Below are 17,833 nucleotides of genomic sequence, written 5' to 3'. Positions count from 1 at the left end.
TCAGGACAGGGACTGCACGGCTTCGCGCACGACCTCGGCGACGCGGGTGACTTCCGCGTCGGTCAAGTTGGCGTGCATCGGGATGGCGAGCTGACGCGCGAACGCGTCGGCCGAGACGGGCAGCGGGGCCTGAGGCCCGTAGATCGGCTGCAGGTGCGAGGCGTAGGTGCCGAAGTTGCACTGGACGCCCTGTTCGCGGATGCGCATGGCGACCGTGTCGCGGCTGACCGCGGGCGCCACCGTGAGCAGGTAGGCCTGCCACGGGTGCTCCCGATCGGACAGTGCCACCGGGACGGTCAACGCATCGACGTCGTCGAACGCCTCGTGGTAGCGCTTCGCGACCGAACGGCGGGCGGCGAGGAGGTCGGGGAGGCGGTCGAGCTGGACGTTCATGATCGCGGCCTGGACGTCCGACAGGCGGAAGTTGTAGCCGAGCTCGTGGAACTCCGGGATGGGCAGCGTGTCCGAGCCTTCGCGGCTGATCGCCGGCTCGATGCCGTAGGTGTGCAGCTTGCGGGCGTGCGCGATGAGGTCTTCGCGGTCGGAGACCAGCGCGCCGCCTTCGCCCGCGGTGATGCCCTTGCGGCCGTGGAAGGAGAACGCGGCGAGGTCGGCGAGGCTGCCGGCCGGGCGCGTCTTGTACGTCGCCCCCGCGGCGCAGGCGGCGTCCTCGAAGAGCCAGAGGCCGTGCTTGCCGGCGATCGCGCGGTATTCGTCGAAGTCACCGGGCTGGCCGGCGACGTCGACCGCGAGGATGCCGACCGTCTTCGGGGTGATCAGGGCTTCGACGTGCGCCGGGTCCGCGCTGAAGACGTCCGGGCGGATGTCGGCGAACACCGGCTTCGCGCCCGCCTGGACGACGGCGTGGCCGGTCGCCGGGAAGGTGTAGTCGCCGACGATCACTTCGTCGCCCGGCTGCACGCCGAGGACTTTCAGCCCCAGGAAGAGCGCCGAACCGCAGTTCGCGGTCGTCAAGGCGTGCGCCGTGCCGGTGACCTCGGCGAAGCGCTCCTCGAAGCGGCGGCACGCCGGACCCGCGCCGGCCAGCCAGCCGGACCGGAACACTTCGGCGACGGCAGCGAGCTCCTCTTCGCCCACGGTGGGTTGACCTAGGGCAATGCTCTCGGGCGACATACCTCTCCCATTGCGTGGGGACCCGGCGAAGTGTATAGACGCTCACTCAGGTGATTCACAGCCCCACGCCGAACTCGCATGTGGAGTGACGCTTCCCCCAGGTCGGGGACGTCCTACGCTGGGGTCCATGCGATTCGGGGTGCTGGGGGCCGTCGCCGCGTGGCGCCCGGACGGCACGCAGGTGGCGGTGGGCGGCCCGCGGTCGCGGACGCTGCTGGCGCTGCTCGCGCTCGACGCCGGGCGGTTCGTCCCGGCCGAACGGCTGATCGACGGCATGTACGGCGAACACCCGCCGGACGGCGCCGCGAACGCCCTCCAGTCGCAGGTGTCGCGGCTGCGGACGGCGCTGAAGGACCTCGCGCCGGTCGAGTTCACCGCGGCCGGGTACCGGCTGGCCGTCGCACCGGACGAAGTGGACGTTCACTGCTTCGAACGGCTCACCCGGGCCGGCCGCGCGCTGCTGAAGAACGGCGAGCACGGGCGGGCCGCGGAGGTGCTGGGTGAGGCGCTGGCGTTGTGGCGCGGGCCCGCGTTCACCGACCTGGCGGACGCGCCCTTCGCCGCCACGCAGGCCACCCGGCTCGAGGAGCTGCGCGCGGACGCCGCGGACGACCACGTCGAGGCCCGGCTGGCGCTCGGGCAGGCCGAAGACGTCCTCGCCGGCCTGCGGGAGACCGTCGCCGCGCAGCCGCTGCGGGAACGGCCGCGCGCGCAGCTCGTCCGCGCGCTGGCCGCCGCCGGACGGCCGGCCGACGCGCTCGCCGCGTTCGAAGACGCCCGCCGGACGCTGGCCGACGAACTGGGCGCCGACCCCGGCCCCGAGCTCGCCGAAGCGCACCTCGCGGTGCTTCGGGGCGAAACCGAGAAGCCGGTCTTGCCGGCGCTGCCCGCCCAGCTGACCACCTTCGTCGGCCGCGACGCCGAGCTGCGGCAGGTGACGGAGCTGCTGGCGCGCGCCCGGCTCGTGACGCTGACCGGCCCGGGCGGCACCGGCAAGACCCGGCTGGCGATCGAGGTCGCCGCGGCCCAGGCCGGCCCGGTGGCGTTCGTCGAGCTCGCCCCACACGGCGGCGCCGACGTCGCCGGCGCGGTGCTGGCCGCGCTCGGCCTGCGCGAGAGCTCGCGCGGCGGCCCTCAGGACCCGGTCGAGCGGCTGGTGCCGGCGCTGCGCGACCGCCCGGTGCTGCTGGTGCTCGACAACTGCGAGCACGTCGTCGACGTGGCGGCCCGGCTGGCCGCGCGCCTGCTCGCCGCGTGCCCGGGGCTGCGGGTGCTGGCCACCAGCCGCGAGCCACTCGGCATCACCGGCGAGCAGCTGGCGCCGGTGCCGCGGCTGGCCGTCCCGCCGCCCGGGACGGCGGCCGCGCAGGCCTCGGCGTTCGCGGCCATCCGGCTGTTCGCCGAGCGCGCGGCCGCGAGCGATCCCGCGTTCGCGCTCGACGAATCGACGATCGGCGACGTCCAGCACGTCTGCGCGGCTCTCGACGGCCTCCCGCTGGCCCTGGAGCTGGCGGCGGCCCGCGTCCGGACCCTGGACCTCGGCGAGATCGCGGCCCGGCTCGACGACCGCTTCCGGCTCCTGGCCCGCGGCAGCCGGACGGCCGCGGCCCGGCACCGCTCACTGCGCGGAGTCGTCGAGTGGAGCTGGGACCTGCTGACCGGCGAAGAACGTTCGCTGGCCAGGAGATTCGCGGTGTTCTCCGGCGGCGCGACCGCCGCGGCCGCCGCCGAGGTGTGCGGCGCGGACGTCGACCTGCTGCCGGAGCTGGCCGACAAGTCCCTGGTGGAAGCCGTCGGCGGCCGGTTCCGGATGCTGGAGACGATCCGCGCGTTCGGCGGCGAGAAGCTCGCCGAAGCGGGCGAAGCGGAGAAGTTCCACCGCGCGCACGCCGAGTACTTCCTGCGGTTCGCCGCGGAAGCGGACCCGATGCTGCGGACCGCGGAGCAGCTCGAGTGGCTGGCGCGGATCGACGCCGACTACGACAACATCCTGGCCGCACTGCGCTGGTCGACCGAAAACGACGTCGCGCTGGCGCTGCGGCTGGTGCCGTCGCTGGCGATGTACTGGTGGATGCGCGGGCGGCGGTTCGAGGGCGCCGGGCTGTCGCTGGCCGTGGTCTCGCGGTGCTCGCCCGAGCTGCGCGAGGAGTACGCCGAGGAGTTCCTGGTGTGCGTGCTCGGCGCGCTGGCCGGGCAGCGGCACGAGTCGCTGGAGCAGTACCTGCCGCTGGTCCGCCGGTACGCGACGGACGGTTCGTGGGCGCCCCGCAACCCGATGCTGGTGATGCTGCTGGGGGTGGTGGCGGGGCCGCCGGGCGACGACGCCGAGCGGCTCGGCCACGGCCTTCTGGCCGCCGGTGACGCGTGGGGCTGGGCGCTGCTGCCGATGGGCAAGGGGCTGCGGGCGATGATGTCGGGTGATCTGGCCGGCGCGGAGGAAGGCCTGCGCGAGGGCGCGGCGCAGTTCCGCGCGCTGGGCGAGCGGTGGGGCCTGTCGATGGCCCTCGATCACCTGTCCCAGCTGCTGACCTGGCGCGGCGAGTACGCGGCGGCGTTGCCGCTGATGGACGAGGCGCTGGGCCTGATGCACGAGATCGGCGCGACGGACGACGTCGCGGATCTGGTCTGCCGCCGCGCGTGGACGCACCTGCTGTCGGGAGACCACGCGAGAGCCCGCGCGGACTACGAACTGGCGGCGGCCACGGCCCGCCGTTCGGGCATGCCGGAATCCCGCGCGGCGGCGTACGTCGGCTCGGCGAACCTGGCCCGGCTCTCGGGCGACTTGGCCGCGGCGCGGGAGCTGTGCGAGCGCGCACTGGCGGAATGCCCGGGAGGTTCGTTCTCGTCGGAGACAGTCCGCGCGACGGCGCTGATCGCGCTGGGCTGGCTGGCGCTGGCGGAGGGCGATCGTTCATCGGCGGTCTCGTTGCATCGCTCGGCGGTGCTGATCGGACGCCAGTGGAACGCGAGTGACGTGGTGGCGTTCGCGTTGGAGGGCCTGGCGGGAGCGGCGCAGCCCGCACCGGCGGCGGTGCTGCTGGGCGCGGCGGCCGCGATCCGGGGGACGGAGATCAGCGGCCCGGACGTAACGGCGGTCCGCGGGCGGCTGGTGGCGTCGCTGGGCGTGGACGGGTTCGAGCGGGCGTATCGGACGGGGCTGGGGATGAGCGCGCAGAAGGCGCTGGAGCACTCGATCGAGGGCGAGGTGTCCACGAGTTCGGACACGTAAATTGCCACCATGCCGAAGACGGACACGGTCACCCCGCGCGCACGAACCCTCGCGGCCGCGATCCGCGAGGTCCGTACGGACGCCGGCTGCGGGTTGCGAGAGCTGGCGCGGCGGATCGGGATCCACTTCCAGCTGCTCAGCCAGTGGGAGTACGGCCTGCGTAATCCGCGGTTGGAGGACGTGACAGCCATTCTCGGTGCACTCGGGGTGGTCGGTGACCGGAAGCAGCGGATCCTCGCTCTCACCAGAGGCGCATCGGAGCCGGGCTGGATCACCTATGGCGCGGCCGGCATGCAGCTCGCCGCGGTGATCGAATGCGAGAAGGCGGCGAAGTCCATCGTCGAATGGTCGCCCATGGGCATTCCCGGTTTGCTTCAAACTCCGGGCTACGCCCGCGCAATGTTCACCGCCTACGGCAGGACTGCGGAGGAGGTAGATCGAAAGGTCGCCTTGCGCATGAAGCGCGCGGAGATGCTCGCGGCCGATCGCACCTTCGAGGCGATCATCGGTGAGGCCGCCTTGCGCGACCGGATCGGCACCCCGACCACGATGTTCGACCAGCTGCATTCGTTGATCGAGAAATCCACGCGGTCCGTCACCCTGCGGGTGGTTCCGGCCGCGTGTGGTTGGCATCCCGGCCTGGCCGGACCGTTCCTCCTGTATTCGCTGACCGACGGCACCTCGGTGGTCTACCTTGAACACCTGTCCTGCGGAGCATTCGTTCTCGACGGTCACGATGTGGGGGTGTACCGAGCCGGGCTCAAAAAGCTCCGTGCGCTTGCTATGAGCGCGACCGAATCCACCGCGTTCATCGCCCGGCTCGCCGATGAAATCGAAGGCGTTGAGCTCTCAGCACTGGCCGGCGAATAGCAGCACGCTTGGCGGGCCTTCGTCACGCACCTCGGCCGCTGACCAGCGGGACCGCCCGCCGGTCCCCTGACCGCACCATCGCCAGCAGCGGCTTCACCAACACCCCCAGCACCCGCGCCACCACCGGGCGGCCGTTCTCGCGAGCGAGGTCCGGCCCGAAGCGGTCCATCAACGCCACCAACCCCGGCAACGTCCGCACGAACAGCGTCGCCTCCTCGATCAGGCCGTCGTCGTTCAGCCGCACCAGCGTCGCCTCCTCGATCGGCTCGCCGCCGATGCGGGCGGTGTAGACCACCACCCGGGTCCGCGCGTCGCCGACGTCCGTGTGGAAACTGATGTCCTCCAAGTGCCGGTACGCCACCTCGATCAGCGGCCTCAACTCGGCATGCCCGGTGAAGCGCACCCGGGACGTCAGCGGCGAATGCAGCACCGCGTCCGGCGCGAACGCCGTCATCGCCAGTTCGACGTCGCGCGTTTCGGCCGCGCGGCGGTAGGTCTCCGTGCTCATCGTTCCCCCTTGATCAGCGTGGCGAGCCCGCGCCACAGCAGGTCGACCGTCAGCGCCACCACCTCGTCGCGCGGGATCTCGCGGTGGTCCCACCACCACGTCGCGATCGAGTTGAGGGCGCTCTTGCACGCTTCCGCCAGCACTTCGTCGGCCAGCGGACGCGGGATGCGGGACGTCAGCTCCAGCGGCACCCCGTGGAACAGCGACGCCAGCCGGTCCGTCGCGCGGGCCTGGCCGCGGCGGTGCACCGCAGCCACCGCCGGGTCCGACGGGGCCTCCGCGAAGATCATCCGCCGGCCGCGCTCGTTCGCCTCGATCCACTGGAAGATCGCCGAAACGCGGCTGCGCAGCAGGACCTCCGGATCGTCCGAGGCCGGCAGCGCGGCCCAGCCGGTCAGCAATCCGTCCACTTCGGACTCCAGGAGGGCCGCGTAAAGCTGCGCCTTCGCCGGGAAGTGGTCGTAGAGCACCGGTGTGCTGATCCCGGCGGCCGCCGCGACCTCCCGCATGCCGGCCGCGTCGTAGCCCGACGAAGCGAACACTTCACCGGCCGCCGCGAGGATCCGCTCGCGCCGCGCTTCCCTCGTCAACCGCTTACCTGACATCGGTTAGGTACCTTACCTGACCGACGTTAGGTAACGCCAGGAACACTACCTGCGAAGACTCGCGTAGCCTGATCGACCGTGCGCAACGTCGTAGTCGTCGGGGGCGGGATCGTCGGTCTGGCCGTGGCCTGGGAGCTGACCAGACGCGGGCTGGACGTCACCGTCCTGGAGAAGGAATCCCGCTGGGCGGCACACCAGACCGGGCACAACTCGAACGTCGTGCACGCCGGGCTCTACTACAAGCCCGGCTCCTTCAAGGCGCGGATGTCCGTCGCCGGCAACCGGTCCATCGTGGACTTCGCGCGGCAGTACGGCGTGCCCGTCGAGGTGTGCGGGAAGCTCGTCGTCGCGACCCACGAGCGGGAAATCCCCGCGCTGAACACGCTCGCCGAGCGCGCCGAGGCCAACGGCGTCCCGGCCAAGCAGATCTCGCCCGCCGAAGCGCGCGAGTACGAGCCCGAAGTCGCCTGCGTCGCCGCGTTGCGCGTCGAATCCACCGGGATCATCGACTTCCCGGCCGTCTGCCACGCGCTTGTCCGGCTGCTCGACGAAGCCGGTGTCGACCTCCGGCTGAACTCCCCCGCCGTGGCCATCCGAGCCGGCAGCAACGGCGGGGTCGAGGTCGCGACCGGCGACGACGTCGTCCAGGCCGACGCGCTCGTGAACTGCGCCGGCCTGCACTCCGACCGCGTCGCGCGGCTGGCCGGGCTGACGCCGTCCGCGAAGATCGTGCCGTTCCGCGGGGAGTACTACGAGCTCAAGCCGGACCGGCGGCACCTGGTCAAGGGCCTGATCTACCCCGTGCCGGACCCGACGCTGCCGTTCCTCGGCGTGCACCTCACGCGCATGCTCGACGGCAGCGTGCACGCCGGCCCGAACGCCGTGCTCGCGCTGCGCCGCGAGGGCTACCGCTGGGGCGACTTCTCCGCCAAGGACGTCGCCGAGGTCGCCGCCTTCCCCGGCGTCTGGCGGCTCGCGCGCAAGTACGCGTTCCCGACCGGCCTCGACGAGGTCCGCCGCTCGTTCTCCAAGAAGCGGTTCGCCGCGAGCCTCGCGCGGCTCGTGCCGGCCGTCACCGAGGACGACATCGTCCGCCACGGCTCCGGCGTGCGCGCCCAGGCGATGCGCCGCGACGGCTCGCTCGTCGACGACTTCCTCATCGAGACCGCGCGCGATCAGGTGCACGTCCTGAACGCGCCGTCGCCGGCCGCGACGAGCGCGCTGGAGATCGCGCGCCACATCGCGGACCAGGTTTCCGAGGGCTAACCGGGCAGGTTCGCGGTCACCAGCGGCAGGCCCTGCTTCACGAGGTCACAGGTCTTCGCCTCGTCGCCGATGAACCCGCTGACCACCTGCACCGACGAGGTGTCGGTGATCGCCAGGGTCGCCCCGCAGGTCACCCGCAGGCCGCCCATGTTCGGGAACAGGCCCCACTTGCGGCCGCCGACGTCGACGGTTTCGGCCGGGTTGACGCCCTTCGCGCCCGGCCACTCCCCGACCGGCGTGCTGGGGCCGAACCAGACCTCGAACGCCTTCTGGCCACCGTCGCCGTCGGTGTCGTCCCAGAGGCAGTACGACGCGTTCGGCACCGTGGACGAGGTGTCCTTCTCACCGGTCGGCGAGATGTCCTTGAGCTGGGCCACCTGCTCGGGCTTCAGCGCCGCGCACGGGTCGGCCGACAGCAGCGGGCCGCCCGGCTCGGGCTTCGCCGACGTCGACGGTGTGAGCGGCGGAGCGTCCTGGCCGCCCGGCAGGTGCGCCGCGACCTGCGGGATCACGGTCTTCGCCAGTTCGCACGACCTGTCGAGCTTGCCTGCCGAGACGCTGACGTAGGCGAACGACTTGGCGCCGAGCAGCGCGTAGAACGCGCAGTCGTCGGGCAGGATCGACGCGTACTGCGTCCAGTTCAGCCCGCCGACCGGCTGCGGCTCGGACTTCTTGACGGCGCCGGAGATGTACTCGTTGAAGTCCATGTCCGAGGCGAGGCCGACGTTGAGGACGGCCGACGGCTCGATGTCGTCCTTCGAGTTCCAGAGGCACATCGGCGGCTGGAGCCGCTCCTTGTTCTCCGGCACCGAACGGCCCGGCGACTGGTAGCCGAGGGCGTCGACCTGCGCCTGGTCGAGCAGCGTGCAGGCATCGACGGCCTGGGCGACCGGCCCCTGACCCGGCACCGGCGACGCCGAGCCGCCGACCGTCACCGTGCAGCCGGTCACCACGGTCACGGCCGCCAGCGCCGCCGCGACCTGCCACCTGTTGCGCATGAGTCCTCCCGTTCGGCCCGGACTGTACTGGGACGAACGGAGCAGCACCGCGGATCCAACCGATTCAGCGAGGCGTGAGGACTTCCTTGCCGCCGACGAACGGGCGCAGCGCCTCCGGCACGCGGACCGAGCCGTCCTCCTGCTGGTGGTTCTCGACGATCGCGACGATCCACCGGGTGGTGGCCAGCGTCCCGTTGAGCGTGGCGGCGATCTGCGGCTTGCCGTTGTCGTCGCGGTAGCGGATCGCCAGGCGCCGGGCCTGGAACGTCGTGCAGTTGGACGTCGAGGTCAGCTCGCGGTAGGTCTCCTGGGTCGGGATCCACGCCTCGCAGTCGAACTTGCGGTGCGCGGACGTGCCGAGGTCGCCGGTCGCGGTGTCGATCACCCGGTAGGGCACCTCGATCTTCGCGAGCATCTGCTCTTCCCAGCCGAGCAGCCGCTCGTGCTCGGCCTCGGCGTCCGCCGGCTTGGCGTAGACGAACATCTCGACCTTGTCGAACTGGTGGACGCGGATGATGCCCCGGGTGTCCTTGCCGTACGAGCCGGCCTCGCGGCGGTAGCAGGACGACCAGCCCGCGTAGCGGTTCGGGCCGTCGTTCAGGTCGAGGATCTCGTCGGCGTGGAACCCGGCCAGCGGCACCTCCGACGTGCCGACGAGGTAGAGGTCGTCGTCCGCGAGGTGGTAGATCTCGCTCGAGTGCTGCCCGAGGAAGCCGGTGCCGGCCATGATCTCCGGGCGGACCAGCGACGGCGTGATCATCGGCGTGAAGCCGTTCTCGAGCGCCTGCGCGATGGCCATGTTCAGCAGGCCGAGCTGCAGCTGCGCGCCGACGCCGGTGAGGAAGTAGAACCGCGAGCCCGAGACCTTCGCGCCGCGTTCCATGTCGACGCCGCCGAGCGCTTCGAGCAGCTCGAGGTGGTCCTTCGGGGTGAAGCCGAGCTTCGTCGGCTCGCCGACGTGCTTGACCACGGTGAAGTCGTCTTCGCCGCCGACCGGCGCATCCGGGTGGACCAGGTTCGGCACGGTCCGGAAGAGCTGGTCGAACTCCTCCGACGCGGTGTTCTGCTCCACCTCGGCCGCCTTGACCTGCGCGGCGAGTTCCTTGGCCGTGGCCAGGAGCTGCTGCTTCTCCTCGGGCGGCGCCTTCGGGATCTGCTTGCCCAGGAGCTTCTGCTCGTTGCGCAGCTTGTCGGCGGCCGCGATCGAGGACCGGCGCCGGGCGTCGAGGGAGAGCAGCTTGTCGACCACTCCCTCGTCTTCACCACGAGCGCGCTGCGACGCGCGCACGGCTTCCGGGTCATCGCGCAGAGTCCTGGGGTCAATCACGGGTCAGAGGGTAGTCCGTACAGACTGTGCGGCCCTACTGGGTTATCCCGACAGTCTGATCGTTGAAGCGCTGTTCACGGCGTCCCCATACTCCAGGAAACACGGAGGAGGCGCCCCGATGACCGATGAGCTGCTCGCCCGGCACCGCGCTGTCATGCCGTCCTGGATGTCGCTGCTCTACGAAGAGCCGATCGAGATCGTGCACGCGCACGACCGCCGGATGACCGACTCCCAGGGGCGCACGTACCTGGACTTCTTCGCGGGGGTGCTGACCAACTCGATGGGCTACGACGTCGCCGAGATCGGCGACGCGGTCCGCAAGCAGCTCGACACGGGCATCCTCCACACGTCGACGCTCTACCTGATCCGGTCCCAGGTCGAGCTGGCCGAGCGGATCGCCAAGTTGTCGAACATCCCGGACGCCAAGGTGTTCTTCACGAATTCGGGCAGCGAGGCCAACGACACGGCGCTGATGCTGGCGACGCAGTACCGCCGCAGCAACCAGGTGCTGGCGATGAGAAATTCGTACCACGGGCGCTCGTTCGCCACGGTCGCGATCACCGGCAACCGCGGCTGGTCGGCATCGTCCCTCAGCCCGGTGAAGGTCAGCTACGTCCACGGCGGCTACCGCTATCGCAGCCCGTTCCGCACCATGTCCGACGCGGACTACATCGACGCGTGCGTCGCGGACCTGGTGGACGTCCTGGACACGGCGACGGCGGGCGACGTGGCGTGCTTGATCGCCGAGCCGATCCAGGGGGTGGGCGGCTTCAGCCTGCCGCCGGACGGGCTGTTCCGGGCGATGAAGGAGGTCCTGGACGAGTACGGGGTGCTGTTCATCTCGGACGAGGTCCAGACGGGCTGGGGCCGCACGGGCGAGCACTTCTGGGGCATCGAGGCGCACGGCGTGACCCCGGACATGATGACGTTCGCCAAGGGCCTGGGCAACGGCCTGGCGGTCGGAGGCGTGGTGGCCCGAGGCGACGTGCTCGACTGTTTCCAGGCCCAGTCGTTCTCGACGTTCGGCGGCAACCCGGTCTCGATGGCCGGCGCAACAGCGGTCCTGGACTACATCAAGGACCACGACCTGCAGGCCAATTGCGCGGCCCGGGGAGCTCAGCTGCTGTCGGGCCTGCGGGCGGCGGAGTCGCCGATCGTGGCAGAGGTCCGCGGCAAGGGGCTGATGATCGGGGTAGAGCTGATCAAGCCAGGGACCACCGAGCCGTTCGTGGCCGCGGCGGCGAGGATGCTGGAGGAGACGAAGAAGCGCGGGTTGTTGATCGGAAAGGGCGGCCTGCACGGCAACGTGCTGCGCCTGGGCCCCCCGATGACGCTGACAGCGGAGGAAGCCCAGGAGGGTTTGGACATCCTGGTCGACGCACTGGCGGCAACGCACGCAGCGCTGAGCTGACCCAATAAAGGAGCGGGGTGGTCATCCCGTCGCCTGAGGCCGTGAAATCACTTTGAGCCGGGCCCGCAACACAGAGCGCAAGGCGAGGTGCCAGCGCAGGCTTGCGGGCCCGGCTCAAAGTGATAGGCCTCGATCAGGCGACGGGATGACCACCCAGCGGCCCACCTCGAGAAGGTGAGGGGGCAGCGAGAAGGGGTGGTCATCCCAGAGCCTGCCCGTCCGGCGAGGACAATCTTTTGCTTTTGCCGCGGCAGAAAGCCTGCCGCGGGTTCTAGAACGGCTTCTTCCGCGGCAGAAGCGAGTCCGACTCCCCCGGTAGGAGTCTCAGTCCCTGCTCAGTCAGCCCCGCACGAACCTCGCCACGTGCTCGGCCAGCTCCTCGCCCGCATCTTCCTGCAGGAAGTGGCCCGCCCCGGCGATCACCGGGTGCTCCAGACCCTGCGCGCCCTTCATCGAGCGCTGCAGGATCGGGGCCAGGGCGCCCGTGATCGGGTCGCCGTCGGAAAACGCCACCAGGAACGGGATCTCCAGCTCGGTCAGCGTCTTCCACGCCGCGCGGTTGGCCTCCGTCGCCGGGTTGTCGGGCCGGTAGGGCACCAGCCCCGGCATGGCCCGCGGACCGGCCTTGTACGACTCGTTCGGGAACGGTGCGTCGTAAGCCGCCCGCTCCGCGTCCGACAGCGATGACCGGCACCCCGACTGCACGAACCGGGCGACGTCCAGCACCGGCGCCTTCTCGACGGCCTCGCGAAAGGCGTGCCACACCGCCGGCATGTCGTGGTCGCCGCTCGGCAGGCCGGTGTTGGACGCCACCACCCGCGCGAACCGCGTCGGGTGCTCGGCGACCAGCCGTAGCCCGATCAAGCCGCCCCAGTCCTGGCCGACCAACGTCACGTCGTGCAGGTCCAACGCCTCGAACGCGAACCCGCGCATCCACTCGACGTGCCGGGCGTAGGTGTGGTCGGCCTGGTTCGCCGGCTTGTCGGACCGGCCGAAGCCCACCAGGTCCGGGGCGATCGCGCGCAGCCCGGCCGACGCCAGTACCGGCAGCATCTTGCGGTACAGGAACGACCAGCTCGGCTCGCCGTGCAGCAGCAGGACCACCGGGCCGTCCGCCGGGCCTGCCTCGACGTAGCCGACTCTGATCCGGCCGTCGTGCGGATCGTCGAGTTCGGCGTAATGGGGCTCGAAGGGGAAGTCGGGCAGGTCCGTGAACCGGTCGTCCGGTGTCCTCAGCAGGCGCACGATCCCCACGCTAGTGCGAACGGACGATCACAGCCACGCTCAGGAGATGCCGACCGCCACCACCAGGCCCAGGCCGATGTGCGCCGCCGCGACGACGACGCTCACCGGAGCGAACTTCTCGCTCTCGATGGTCGAGGCCACGTCGATGCGGGTCGCCCACTCCAGGAGCCGGACCGCGATGACCTGGACGGCGATCCCGAGGAGGCCGTAGACCAGCGAGGTGATCAAGCCCTCCGTCAGGTCGCTCGCCGAGTTGAAGATCGCCACGACGACGATGAACGACATCGCGAGCAGTCCGGACGCGGTCACGATCACCGCGTTCGGCAGGCCCGCGTGCACGAGCTTCGACAGCTTGCCCGGCGTGGTCCAGTCGATCGCGTAGAAGCCGGCGAACATCAGCAGCAGGCCGATGACGCCGTACAGCAGGATCGCGCCGATCCCCCGCACGAGGTCGGAGCCGAACGTGTCGGACAGCGCAAGGGTCGTGTTCACGAGTTGTCTCCCAGGGGAAAGAGCTGATCAGCGACGGTGTTGTATCACGACTCGACGATGCGATGTGGGACGAATGCCGCGCCGTCGTCGGTGACCAGGCCGCCGGTCTCGCGGATGCCCAGCCCGGCGGAGCTGTCGCCGACGATCCACGCACCGAGCGCCGGCCGGTAGCCGTCGAACTCGGGCAGCGGGTCGAACGCCTGGTAGACGAAGCCTTCGGCGCCGTAGACGCCGTCGGTCTGGGTCTCGTAGCCGGTCGCGACGATCTGCACGTTCGCGCCCTCGCGGCCCAGCTTCGGCTTGCGGACGTACTCGGTGAGGATGCCGGGGTCGTCGGCGAACGCGGGCAGCAGGTTCGGGTGGCCCGGGTAGTTCTCCCACAGGATCGCCAGCAGCGTCTTGTTCGAGAGGATCATCTTCCAGAGCGGCTCGATCCACAGCGTCCGCGGCAGCGACTCGACGGCGTGGCGGCCGAACTCCTCGTCGACCACCCACTCCCACGGGTACAGCTTCAGCACGGTCGCCATCTGCTGCTCTTCGAGGTCGACGAACCGCTTGAGCACCGGGTCCCAGCCGATCTCCTCGATCGCCAGGCCCACCGTGTCGAGGCCGGCCTCGGCCGCGGTCTCCTGCAGGTACGCCGTGGTGACGTTGTCCTCGCCGCTCGGGTCGGCCGCCGACCAGGTGAAGTGCAGCTCGTTGGACGGCAGCTTGTCCCGCAGGAAAGACCACCGCTCGACGAGCTTCTCGTGGATCGAGTTCCACTGGTCGTCGTCCGGGAAGACGTCGGTCTTCCAGTGCCACTGCAGCAGCGACGCCTCCAGCAGCGTGGTCGGCGTGTCCGCGTTGTACTCGAGCAGCTTCGCCGGCGACTTGCCGTCGTAGCGCAGGTCGAACCGGCCGTAGACGTGCGGGTCCTGCCGCTTCCACGACTCGGCGATGTGCGGCCAGACCCACTCGGGGATGCCGAACCGCTGGTAGCCCTCGGTCGTCACGACGTTGTCGACGGCCTCCAGGCACATCGAGTGCAGCAGCTCGACGTCGGCCTCGAGCGAGAGGACCTCGTCCATGTCGAAGACGTAGTGCACGGACTCGTCCCAGTACGGCCGCACCCGGCCGCTGCTGTCGCGGGCCGGCGTGCCGTAGACGAGTCCCTGCTCTTCGACGATCCGCTGCCAGTCTCGCCGCGGCTCACGCCGGTCGCGATACACCTACGATCCCCCGCTCTTGCCGCTGCCGCCGGTGCCACCGCTCTTGCCGCTGATGCCGAACCCGCCGCGCTGGACGGACTTGCCCGTCTTCGTCGTGACGTTGGCGCGCGTCGACGGCGGGTCGTAGGAACCACCGGACACGCGCTGCCCGATCGTGCCGTAGCCGCCGTAGTTGTAGCGGTAGCTGTTGAAGCCGCCGCCCCCGATCGGGAGGAACAGGAAGCCGCCGCTGACGTGGCCGCCGTGGCTGGTCACGTAGTTCTCGTCGCAGTTGTCGTCGTTCTGGACGACACCGTTCGAGTCGGTGCAGACGGCCGTGACTTCGGTCGGCTTCGCGACGGTGTAGAACGTCGCGACCAGGCCGACGAGCCCGACCGTGACGCCGCTGCCGATCAGGATCTTGCGCCGCGTCGCCGCCTTGGCGTCGGCCTGGCGGGCCAGCTCCTCGTCGCGCTCCTCCTGGACCAGCGCCTGCTGGCGGGCTCGCTGCTCGGCGAGCGAGGGCTCCTTGGGACGGGTGTTCGAGTCCTGGAACCTCATCGAGCCGCGCTTCGGCGGCTCGGGGGGCGGCTGGTCCCCAGTATTGTTGTCCTGCGTCATGTGCGCTCCGTAATCACCGGCCACCGCGAAACCGTGACCACCCTACTGTGCCGATTGTTGCTGATCCGACCACAGTCACGGCCGAACTGCTTTTTCGACCAAAGTTACGTGCCGCCGGAGGGGGGTCGGCCTGCTTTTGGCCGCATCAGCAACACCCGGACCGCGCACGTCATGCGCGGCGCGGGCATCATGGACTGCGATGTCTCCCAGCGCCGATCGGTTCCCCACCGCCACGCAGACGCTGCGCACCCGCGTCGTGATGGGCGGGATCTTCGCGGGCGCGCTCATCGCGCTCGCGCTCAGCGTCGTCTTCTCCTGGAGCGACGGCGTCATCGGCGGGGCCGGCGGCGGCGCCGGCAAGCTGTCCGCCGCGGCCCAGGAGGCGTTCCACTCCCCGCCCGGCAGCTGCCTGACCTGGGACAACCCGGACGCCAGCGACGCGCGCAAGGTGGCCTGCACCCAGCCGCACCTGTTCGAGGTGACCACGCTCGTGGACATCGGCGCCCAGTACCCGGCGGGCGCGCCGGTCCCGTCGCTGGACCAGTGGCAGCAGATCGCGCAGCAGAAGTGCACCGCGGACGTGAAGCCGTACCTCGGGCACAAGCTCGACCCGTACGGCAAGCTCACGACGAACCTGCTCCGCCCGACGCCGTCACAGTGGGAGGACGGCGACCGCCAGCTGCGGTGCGGCCTGCAGTGGGCGGCCCCCGGGGGCAAGCTGCTGCCGACGACCGGGCCGGCCAAGGAGCAGGACCAGTCGCTGGTCTTCGAGCCGGGCACCTGCCTGGCGCTGCGCGGCAAGGGCGTCGGCGATCCGATCGACTGCGCGAAGCCGCACTCGTACGAGATCATCGCGACCCTCGACCTCAAGACGAACTTCAAGGACGGCTACCCCGCCCAGGACAACCAGAAGTCCTGGCTCGACACCGAGTGCACCAAGGCGGCGGCCGACTACACCGGTGGCGCCGACCTCGAGGCGAAGAAAGTGATCCTGACCTGGGACCTGCGGGAGCAGGAGAGCTGGGACGCCGGCTCGACCAAGGTCAACTGCAAGGTGGCTTCGGTGCTGCCGGACAAGAGCGGCCTGCAGGCGGTGACCGGCAGCGTCAAGGCCGCCCCGGCGGCCCCGGACGGCGGCCAGCCCCAGGACGGCGGCCCGCCGTCGGACGGCGGCGGTGGCGCGGCCACGCCGAACCCCGCCCCGTCGACGGCGAAGCAGGGCGGCTGATGCCCGTCGAGATGAGCCGCGAGCAGTTCGAAGAGCTGGTCTCCGAAGCCCTCGACGAGGTGCCGCCCGAGTTCGCGCGCGCGATGGACAACGTCGTCGTGCTCGTCGAGGAGTTCAACGACGAAGCGCCGGACATCCTGGGGCTCTACCACGGGATCGCGCTGACCGAGCGGACGTCGTCGTACGGCGGGGTGCTGCCCGACCGGATCTCGATCTACCGGCAGCCGATCCTCGCCATGTGCGAGGACGAGGACGAGGTCGTCGAGGAGGTCCTGATCACCGTCGTGCACGAGCTGGGTCACCACTTCGGCATCGACGATGCCCGGCTGCACGAGCTCGGCTGGGGCTGAGCTCGCACTAGTAGTAACACCGTTACCACACAATCAGGCGACACCCCCTTATCCTGTTACCCGAAGTCATTGGGTGACTGCGACCTGTGCCGGGGGCCCCGATGGTCAACGCGCGAAGACTCACGTGGCTGCTCACGTCGAGCGCGGCGTCCCACCTGGGGGACGGCATCGGCAAGGTGGCCCTGCCCCTGCTGGCCACGACGCTGACCCGCGATCCGGTGCTCATCGCCGGGCTGTCCGCCACCCAGTTCCTGCCCTGGCTGCTGTTCGCCGCGGTCGCCGGTGCGCTGGTCGACCGGATCGACCGGCGTCGCGCGATGATCGTCGCGAACACCGCCCGGGCCGCCGCGGTCGGCGTGCTGGCCGTGCTCGTCGCCACCGGCGGCATGACGATCTGGCTGGTCTACCTGACCGCGCTGATCATCGGGACGGCCGAGACGATCGCGGACAGCGCGGCGAACGCGCTGATCCCGGCGGTCGTCGGCGACGGTTCGCTCGACGCGGCCAACAGCAAGCTGCAGGCCTGCGAGATCGTCGGCCAGACGTTCCTCGGCGGCCCGGTCGGCAGCCTGACCTTCGCGCTCTTCGCCGCCTTCCCCTTCATCCTCAACTCCGTGGGCTTCGCGATCGCGGCGGCGGTGCTGCTCGGGCTGGCCGGCACCTACCGCGGCCAGGCGGAGGCGCCCGTCGAGCCGGCGAAACTCCGCACCGAGCTCGCCGACGGCCTGCGCTGGCTGCGCCGGCGCCCGCTGCTGCTGCGGCTGGTCGTCGTCGCGGGGCTGCTCAGCCTGGTCAGCGAACTCGCGCAGGCGCAGCTGGTGCTGTACGCGCTGGAGGACCTCCACCTGTCCGACGCGACCTTCGGGTTCTTCGCCTTCGTCGGCGGGATCGGCGGCCTGCTCGGCGCCGGCGTCACCCCGCGGCTGGTGCGGGCGGCCGGCCGACTCGCCGTCGTCACCGGCGGGATCGTCTGCTGCGGCCTCGGCTTCGGCGGGATGGGCCTGGTGCGCTCGCCGGTCGCGGGCGCGGCGCTGTTCGGGCTGTTCGCGGCGGCGGTGGTGGCGGTGAACGTCGTGCTCGCGACGGCCCGGCACACGCTGGTGCCCGGCGAGCTGCTCGGCCGGGTGCTCGGGGTGTGGCGCACGGTGGTCTGGGGCGCGATCCCGCTCGGCGCGCTGCTGGGTGGCGTGCTGACCGAGCGGCTCGGCTCGGCCGCGCGGACGTTCGTCGTGTCCGGCGCGGCGATGCTGGCGATCGCCGCGTTCGCGTTCGGGACGCTGCGGCGCGGCCGGCTCGGTGACGAATCGGACTCAGCCGCGGCGCTGACCCACCACGATCCGGGTTTGTGAGCTGAAATAG

Annotated in this window: 16 protein-coding genes; 7 read left to right on the top strand and 9 right to left on the bottom strand. The window is 70.8% G+C overall.

Features of this window, described 5'->3' with window-relative positions:
• Positions 1-1,134, bottom strand: coding sequence for a DegT/DnrJ/EryC1/StrS family aminotransferase (locus tag ISP_RS00930; RefSeq protein WP_049878081.1), 1,134 nt, complete (start codon positions 1,132-1,134; stop codon positions 1-3).
• A gap of 127 nt (positions 1,135-1,261) precedes the next feature.
• On the opposite strand from ISP_RS00930, the gene ISP_RS00925 reads away from it, so the two are divergent.
• Positions 1,262-4,363 carry a BTAD domain-containing putative transcriptional regulator gene (locus ISP_RS00925; RefSeq protein ID WP_013222149.1) on the top strand — a complete coding sequence of 1,034 codons (3,102 nt, stop codon included), beginning with the start codon at positions 1,262-1,264 and terminating at the stop codon, positions 4,361-4,363.
• A gap of 9 nt (positions 4,364-4,372) precedes the next feature.
• The gene (locus ISP_RS00920; protein WP_037374223.1) at positions 4,373-5,233 is read left to right on the top strand and encodes a helix-turn-helix domain-containing protein; all 861 of its coding nucleotides are present in this window, start codon (positions 4,373-4,375) and stop codon (positions 5,231-5,233) included.
• A 22-nt stretch (positions 5,234-5,255) separates the two neighbouring features.
• Here ISP_RS00920 and ISP_RS00915 read toward each other — a convergent pair whose 3' ends face one another.
• Positions 5,256-5,741: a nuclear transport factor 2 family protein gene (locus ISP_RS00915; RefSeq protein WP_013222147.1), complete on the bottom strand. Its 486-nt coding sequence runs from the start codon at positions 5,739-5,741 to the stop codon at positions 5,256-5,258.
• On the bottom strand, positions 5,738-6,346 hold the full coding sequence (locus ISP_RS00910) for a TetR/AcrR family transcriptional regulator (RefSeq protein ID WP_013222146.1): 609 nt from the start codon (positions 6,344-6,346) through the stop codon (positions 5,738-5,740). Before ISP_RS00910 ends, ISP_RS00915 begins: the two co-directional genes overlap by 4 nt.
• A gap of 78 nt (positions 6,347-6,424) precedes the next feature.
• Here ISP_RS00910 and lhgO point away from each other — a divergent pair, with 78 nt between their 5' ends.
• Positions 6,425-7,612: an L-2-hydroxyglutarate oxidase gene (lhgO, locus tag ISP_RS00905; RefSeq protein WP_013222145.1), complete on the top strand. Its 1,188-nt coding sequence runs from the start codon at positions 6,425-6,427 to the stop codon at positions 7,610-7,612.
• On the opposite strand, the gene ISP_RS00900 is transcribed toward lhgO, so the two are convergent.
• Both ISP_RS00900 and serS read right to left on the bottom strand, forming a co-directional pair.
• On the bottom strand, positions 7,609-8,610 hold the full coding sequence (locus ISP_RS00900; protein WP_013222144.1) for a DUF3558 family protein: 1,002 nt from the start codon (positions 8,608-8,610) through the stop codon (positions 7,609-7,611). The genes lhgO and ISP_RS00900 overlap by 4 nt on opposite strands.
• A 64-nt stretch (positions 8,611-8,674) precedes the next feature.
• Positions 8,675-9,937 (bottom strand): serine--tRNA ligase, encoded by a 1,263-nt coding sequence (serS, locus tag ISP_RS00895; RefSeq protein ID WP_071831496.1) that lies wholly within the window; start codon positions 9,935-9,937, stop codon positions 8,675-8,677.
• Positions 9,938-10,055: 118 nt separating this feature from the next.
• Here serS and ISP_RS00890 point away from each other — a divergent pair, with 118 nt between their 5' ends.
• Complete coding sequence (locus tag ISP_RS00890) at positions 10,056-11,348, top strand: aspartate aminotransferase family protein (RefSeq protein WP_013222142.1); 1,293 nt, start codon at positions 10,056-10,058, stop codon at positions 11,346-11,348.
• Positions 11,349-11,687: 339 nt separating this feature from the next.
• Here the strand turns inward: ISP_RS00890 and ISP_RS00885 are convergent, their stop codons facing one another.
• The 4 genes from ISP_RS00885 to ISP_RS00870 are packed head-to-tail and all read right to left on the bottom strand — an operon-like array spanning position 11,688 to position 14,896.
• Positions 11,688-12,593 carry a haloalkane dehalogenase gene (locus ISP_RS00885; RefSeq protein ID WP_014466516.1) on the bottom strand — a complete coding sequence of 302 codons (906 nt, stop codon included), beginning with the start codon at positions 12,591-12,593 and terminating at the stop codon, positions 11,688-11,690.
• Positions 12,594-12,632: 39 nt separating this feature from the next.
• The gene (locus tag ISP_RS00880; protein ID WP_013222140.1) at positions 12,633-13,085 is read right to left on the bottom strand and encodes a DUF350 domain-containing protein; all 453 of its coding nucleotides are present in this window, start codon (positions 13,083-13,085) and stop codon (positions 12,633-12,635) included.
• Positions 13,086-13,129: 44 nt separating this feature from the next.
• Complete coding sequence (locus ISP_RS00875; RefSeq protein WP_013222139.1) at positions 13,130-14,296, bottom strand: glutathionylspermidine synthase family protein; 1,167 nt, start codon at positions 14,294-14,296, stop codon at positions 13,130-13,132.
• Positions 14,297-14,896: a hypothetical protein gene (locus tag ISP_RS00870; RefSeq protein ID WP_230468674.1), complete on the bottom strand. Its 600-nt coding sequence runs from the start codon at positions 14,894-14,896 to the stop codon at positions 14,297-14,299.
• Positions 14,897-15,095: 199 nt separating this feature from the next.
• Here ISP_RS00870 and ISP_RS00865 point away from each other — a divergent pair, with 199 nt between their 5' ends.
• From ISP_RS00865 to ISP_RS00855, 3 genes are all read left to right on the top strand, one after another.
• Positions 15,096-16,124 (top strand): septum formation family protein, encoded by a 1,029-nt coding sequence (locus ISP_RS00865; protein ID WP_013222137.1) that lies wholly within the window; start codon positions 15,096-15,098, stop codon positions 16,122-16,124.
• A complete protein-coding gene (locus ISP_RS00860; RefSeq protein WP_013222136.1) occupies positions 16,124-16,474 on the top strand; it encodes a metallopeptidase family protein in 351 nt (116 codons plus the stop codon). The genes ISP_RS00865 and ISP_RS00860 overlap by 1 nt, the downstream gene beginning before the upstream one ends.
• Before the next feature lie 101 nt (positions 16,475-16,575).
• Positions 16,576-17,823, top strand: coding sequence for an MFS transporter (locus ISP_RS00855; protein WP_013222135.1), 1,248 nt, complete (start codon positions 16,576-16,578; stop codon positions 17,821-17,823).
• Positions 17,824-17,833 lie beyond the last annotated feature (10 nt).

The sequence above is a fragment of the Amycolatopsis mediterranei genome, assembly GCF_026017845.1.
GTDB lineage: Bacteria > Actinomycetota > Actinomycetes > Mycobacteriales > Pseudonocardiaceae > Amycolatopsis > Amycolatopsis mediterranei.
Note: the sequence above shows the minus strand (reverse complement) of the source record. Positions and strands in the feature narration are given on the sequence as shown.

Coding starts and splice junctions, on each gene's coding strand:
- ISP_RS00930 (WP_049878081.1), bottom strand. CDS start 1,134: ATGTCGCCCGAGAGCATTGCCCTAGGTCAACCCACCGTGGGCGAAGAG.
- ISP_RS00925 (WP_013222149.1), top strand. CDS start 1,262: ATGCGATTCGGGGTGCTGGGGGCCGTCGCCGCGTGGCGCCCGGACGGC.
- ISP_RS00920 (WP_037374223.1), top strand. CDS start 4,373: ATGCCGAAGACGGACACGGTCACCCCGCGCGCACGAACCCTCGCGGCC.
- ISP_RS00915 (WP_013222147.1), bottom strand. CDS start 5,741: ATGAGCACGGAGACCTACCGCCGCGCGGCCGAAACGCGCGACGTCGAA.
- ISP_RS00910 (WP_013222146.1), bottom strand. CDS start 6,346: ATGTCAGGTAAGCGGTTGACGAGGGAAGCGCGGCGCGAGCGGATCCTC.
- ISP_RS00900 (WP_013222144.1), bottom strand. CDS start 8,610: ATGCGCAACAGGTGGCAGGTCGCGGCGGCGCTGGCGGCCGTGACCGTG.
- ISP_RS00890 (WP_013222142.1), top strand. CDS start 10,056: ATGACCGATGAGCTGCTCGCCCGGCACCGCGCTGTCATGCCGTCCTGG.
- ISP_RS00870 (WP_230468674.1), bottom strand. CDS start 14,896: ATGACGCAGGACAACAATACTGGGGACCAGCCGCCCCCCGAGCCGCCG.
- ISP_RS00865 (WP_013222137.1), top strand. CDS start 15,096: ATGTCTCCCAGCGCCGATCGGTTCCCCACCGCCACGCAGACGCTGCGC.
- ISP_RS00860 (WP_013222136.1), top strand. CDS start 16,124: ATGCCCGTCGAGATGAGCCGCGAGCAGTTCGAAGAGCTGGTCTCCGAA.
- ISP_RS00855 (WP_013222135.1), top strand. CDS start 16,576: ATGGTCAACGCGCGAAGACTCACGTGGCTGCTCACGTCGAGCGCGGCG.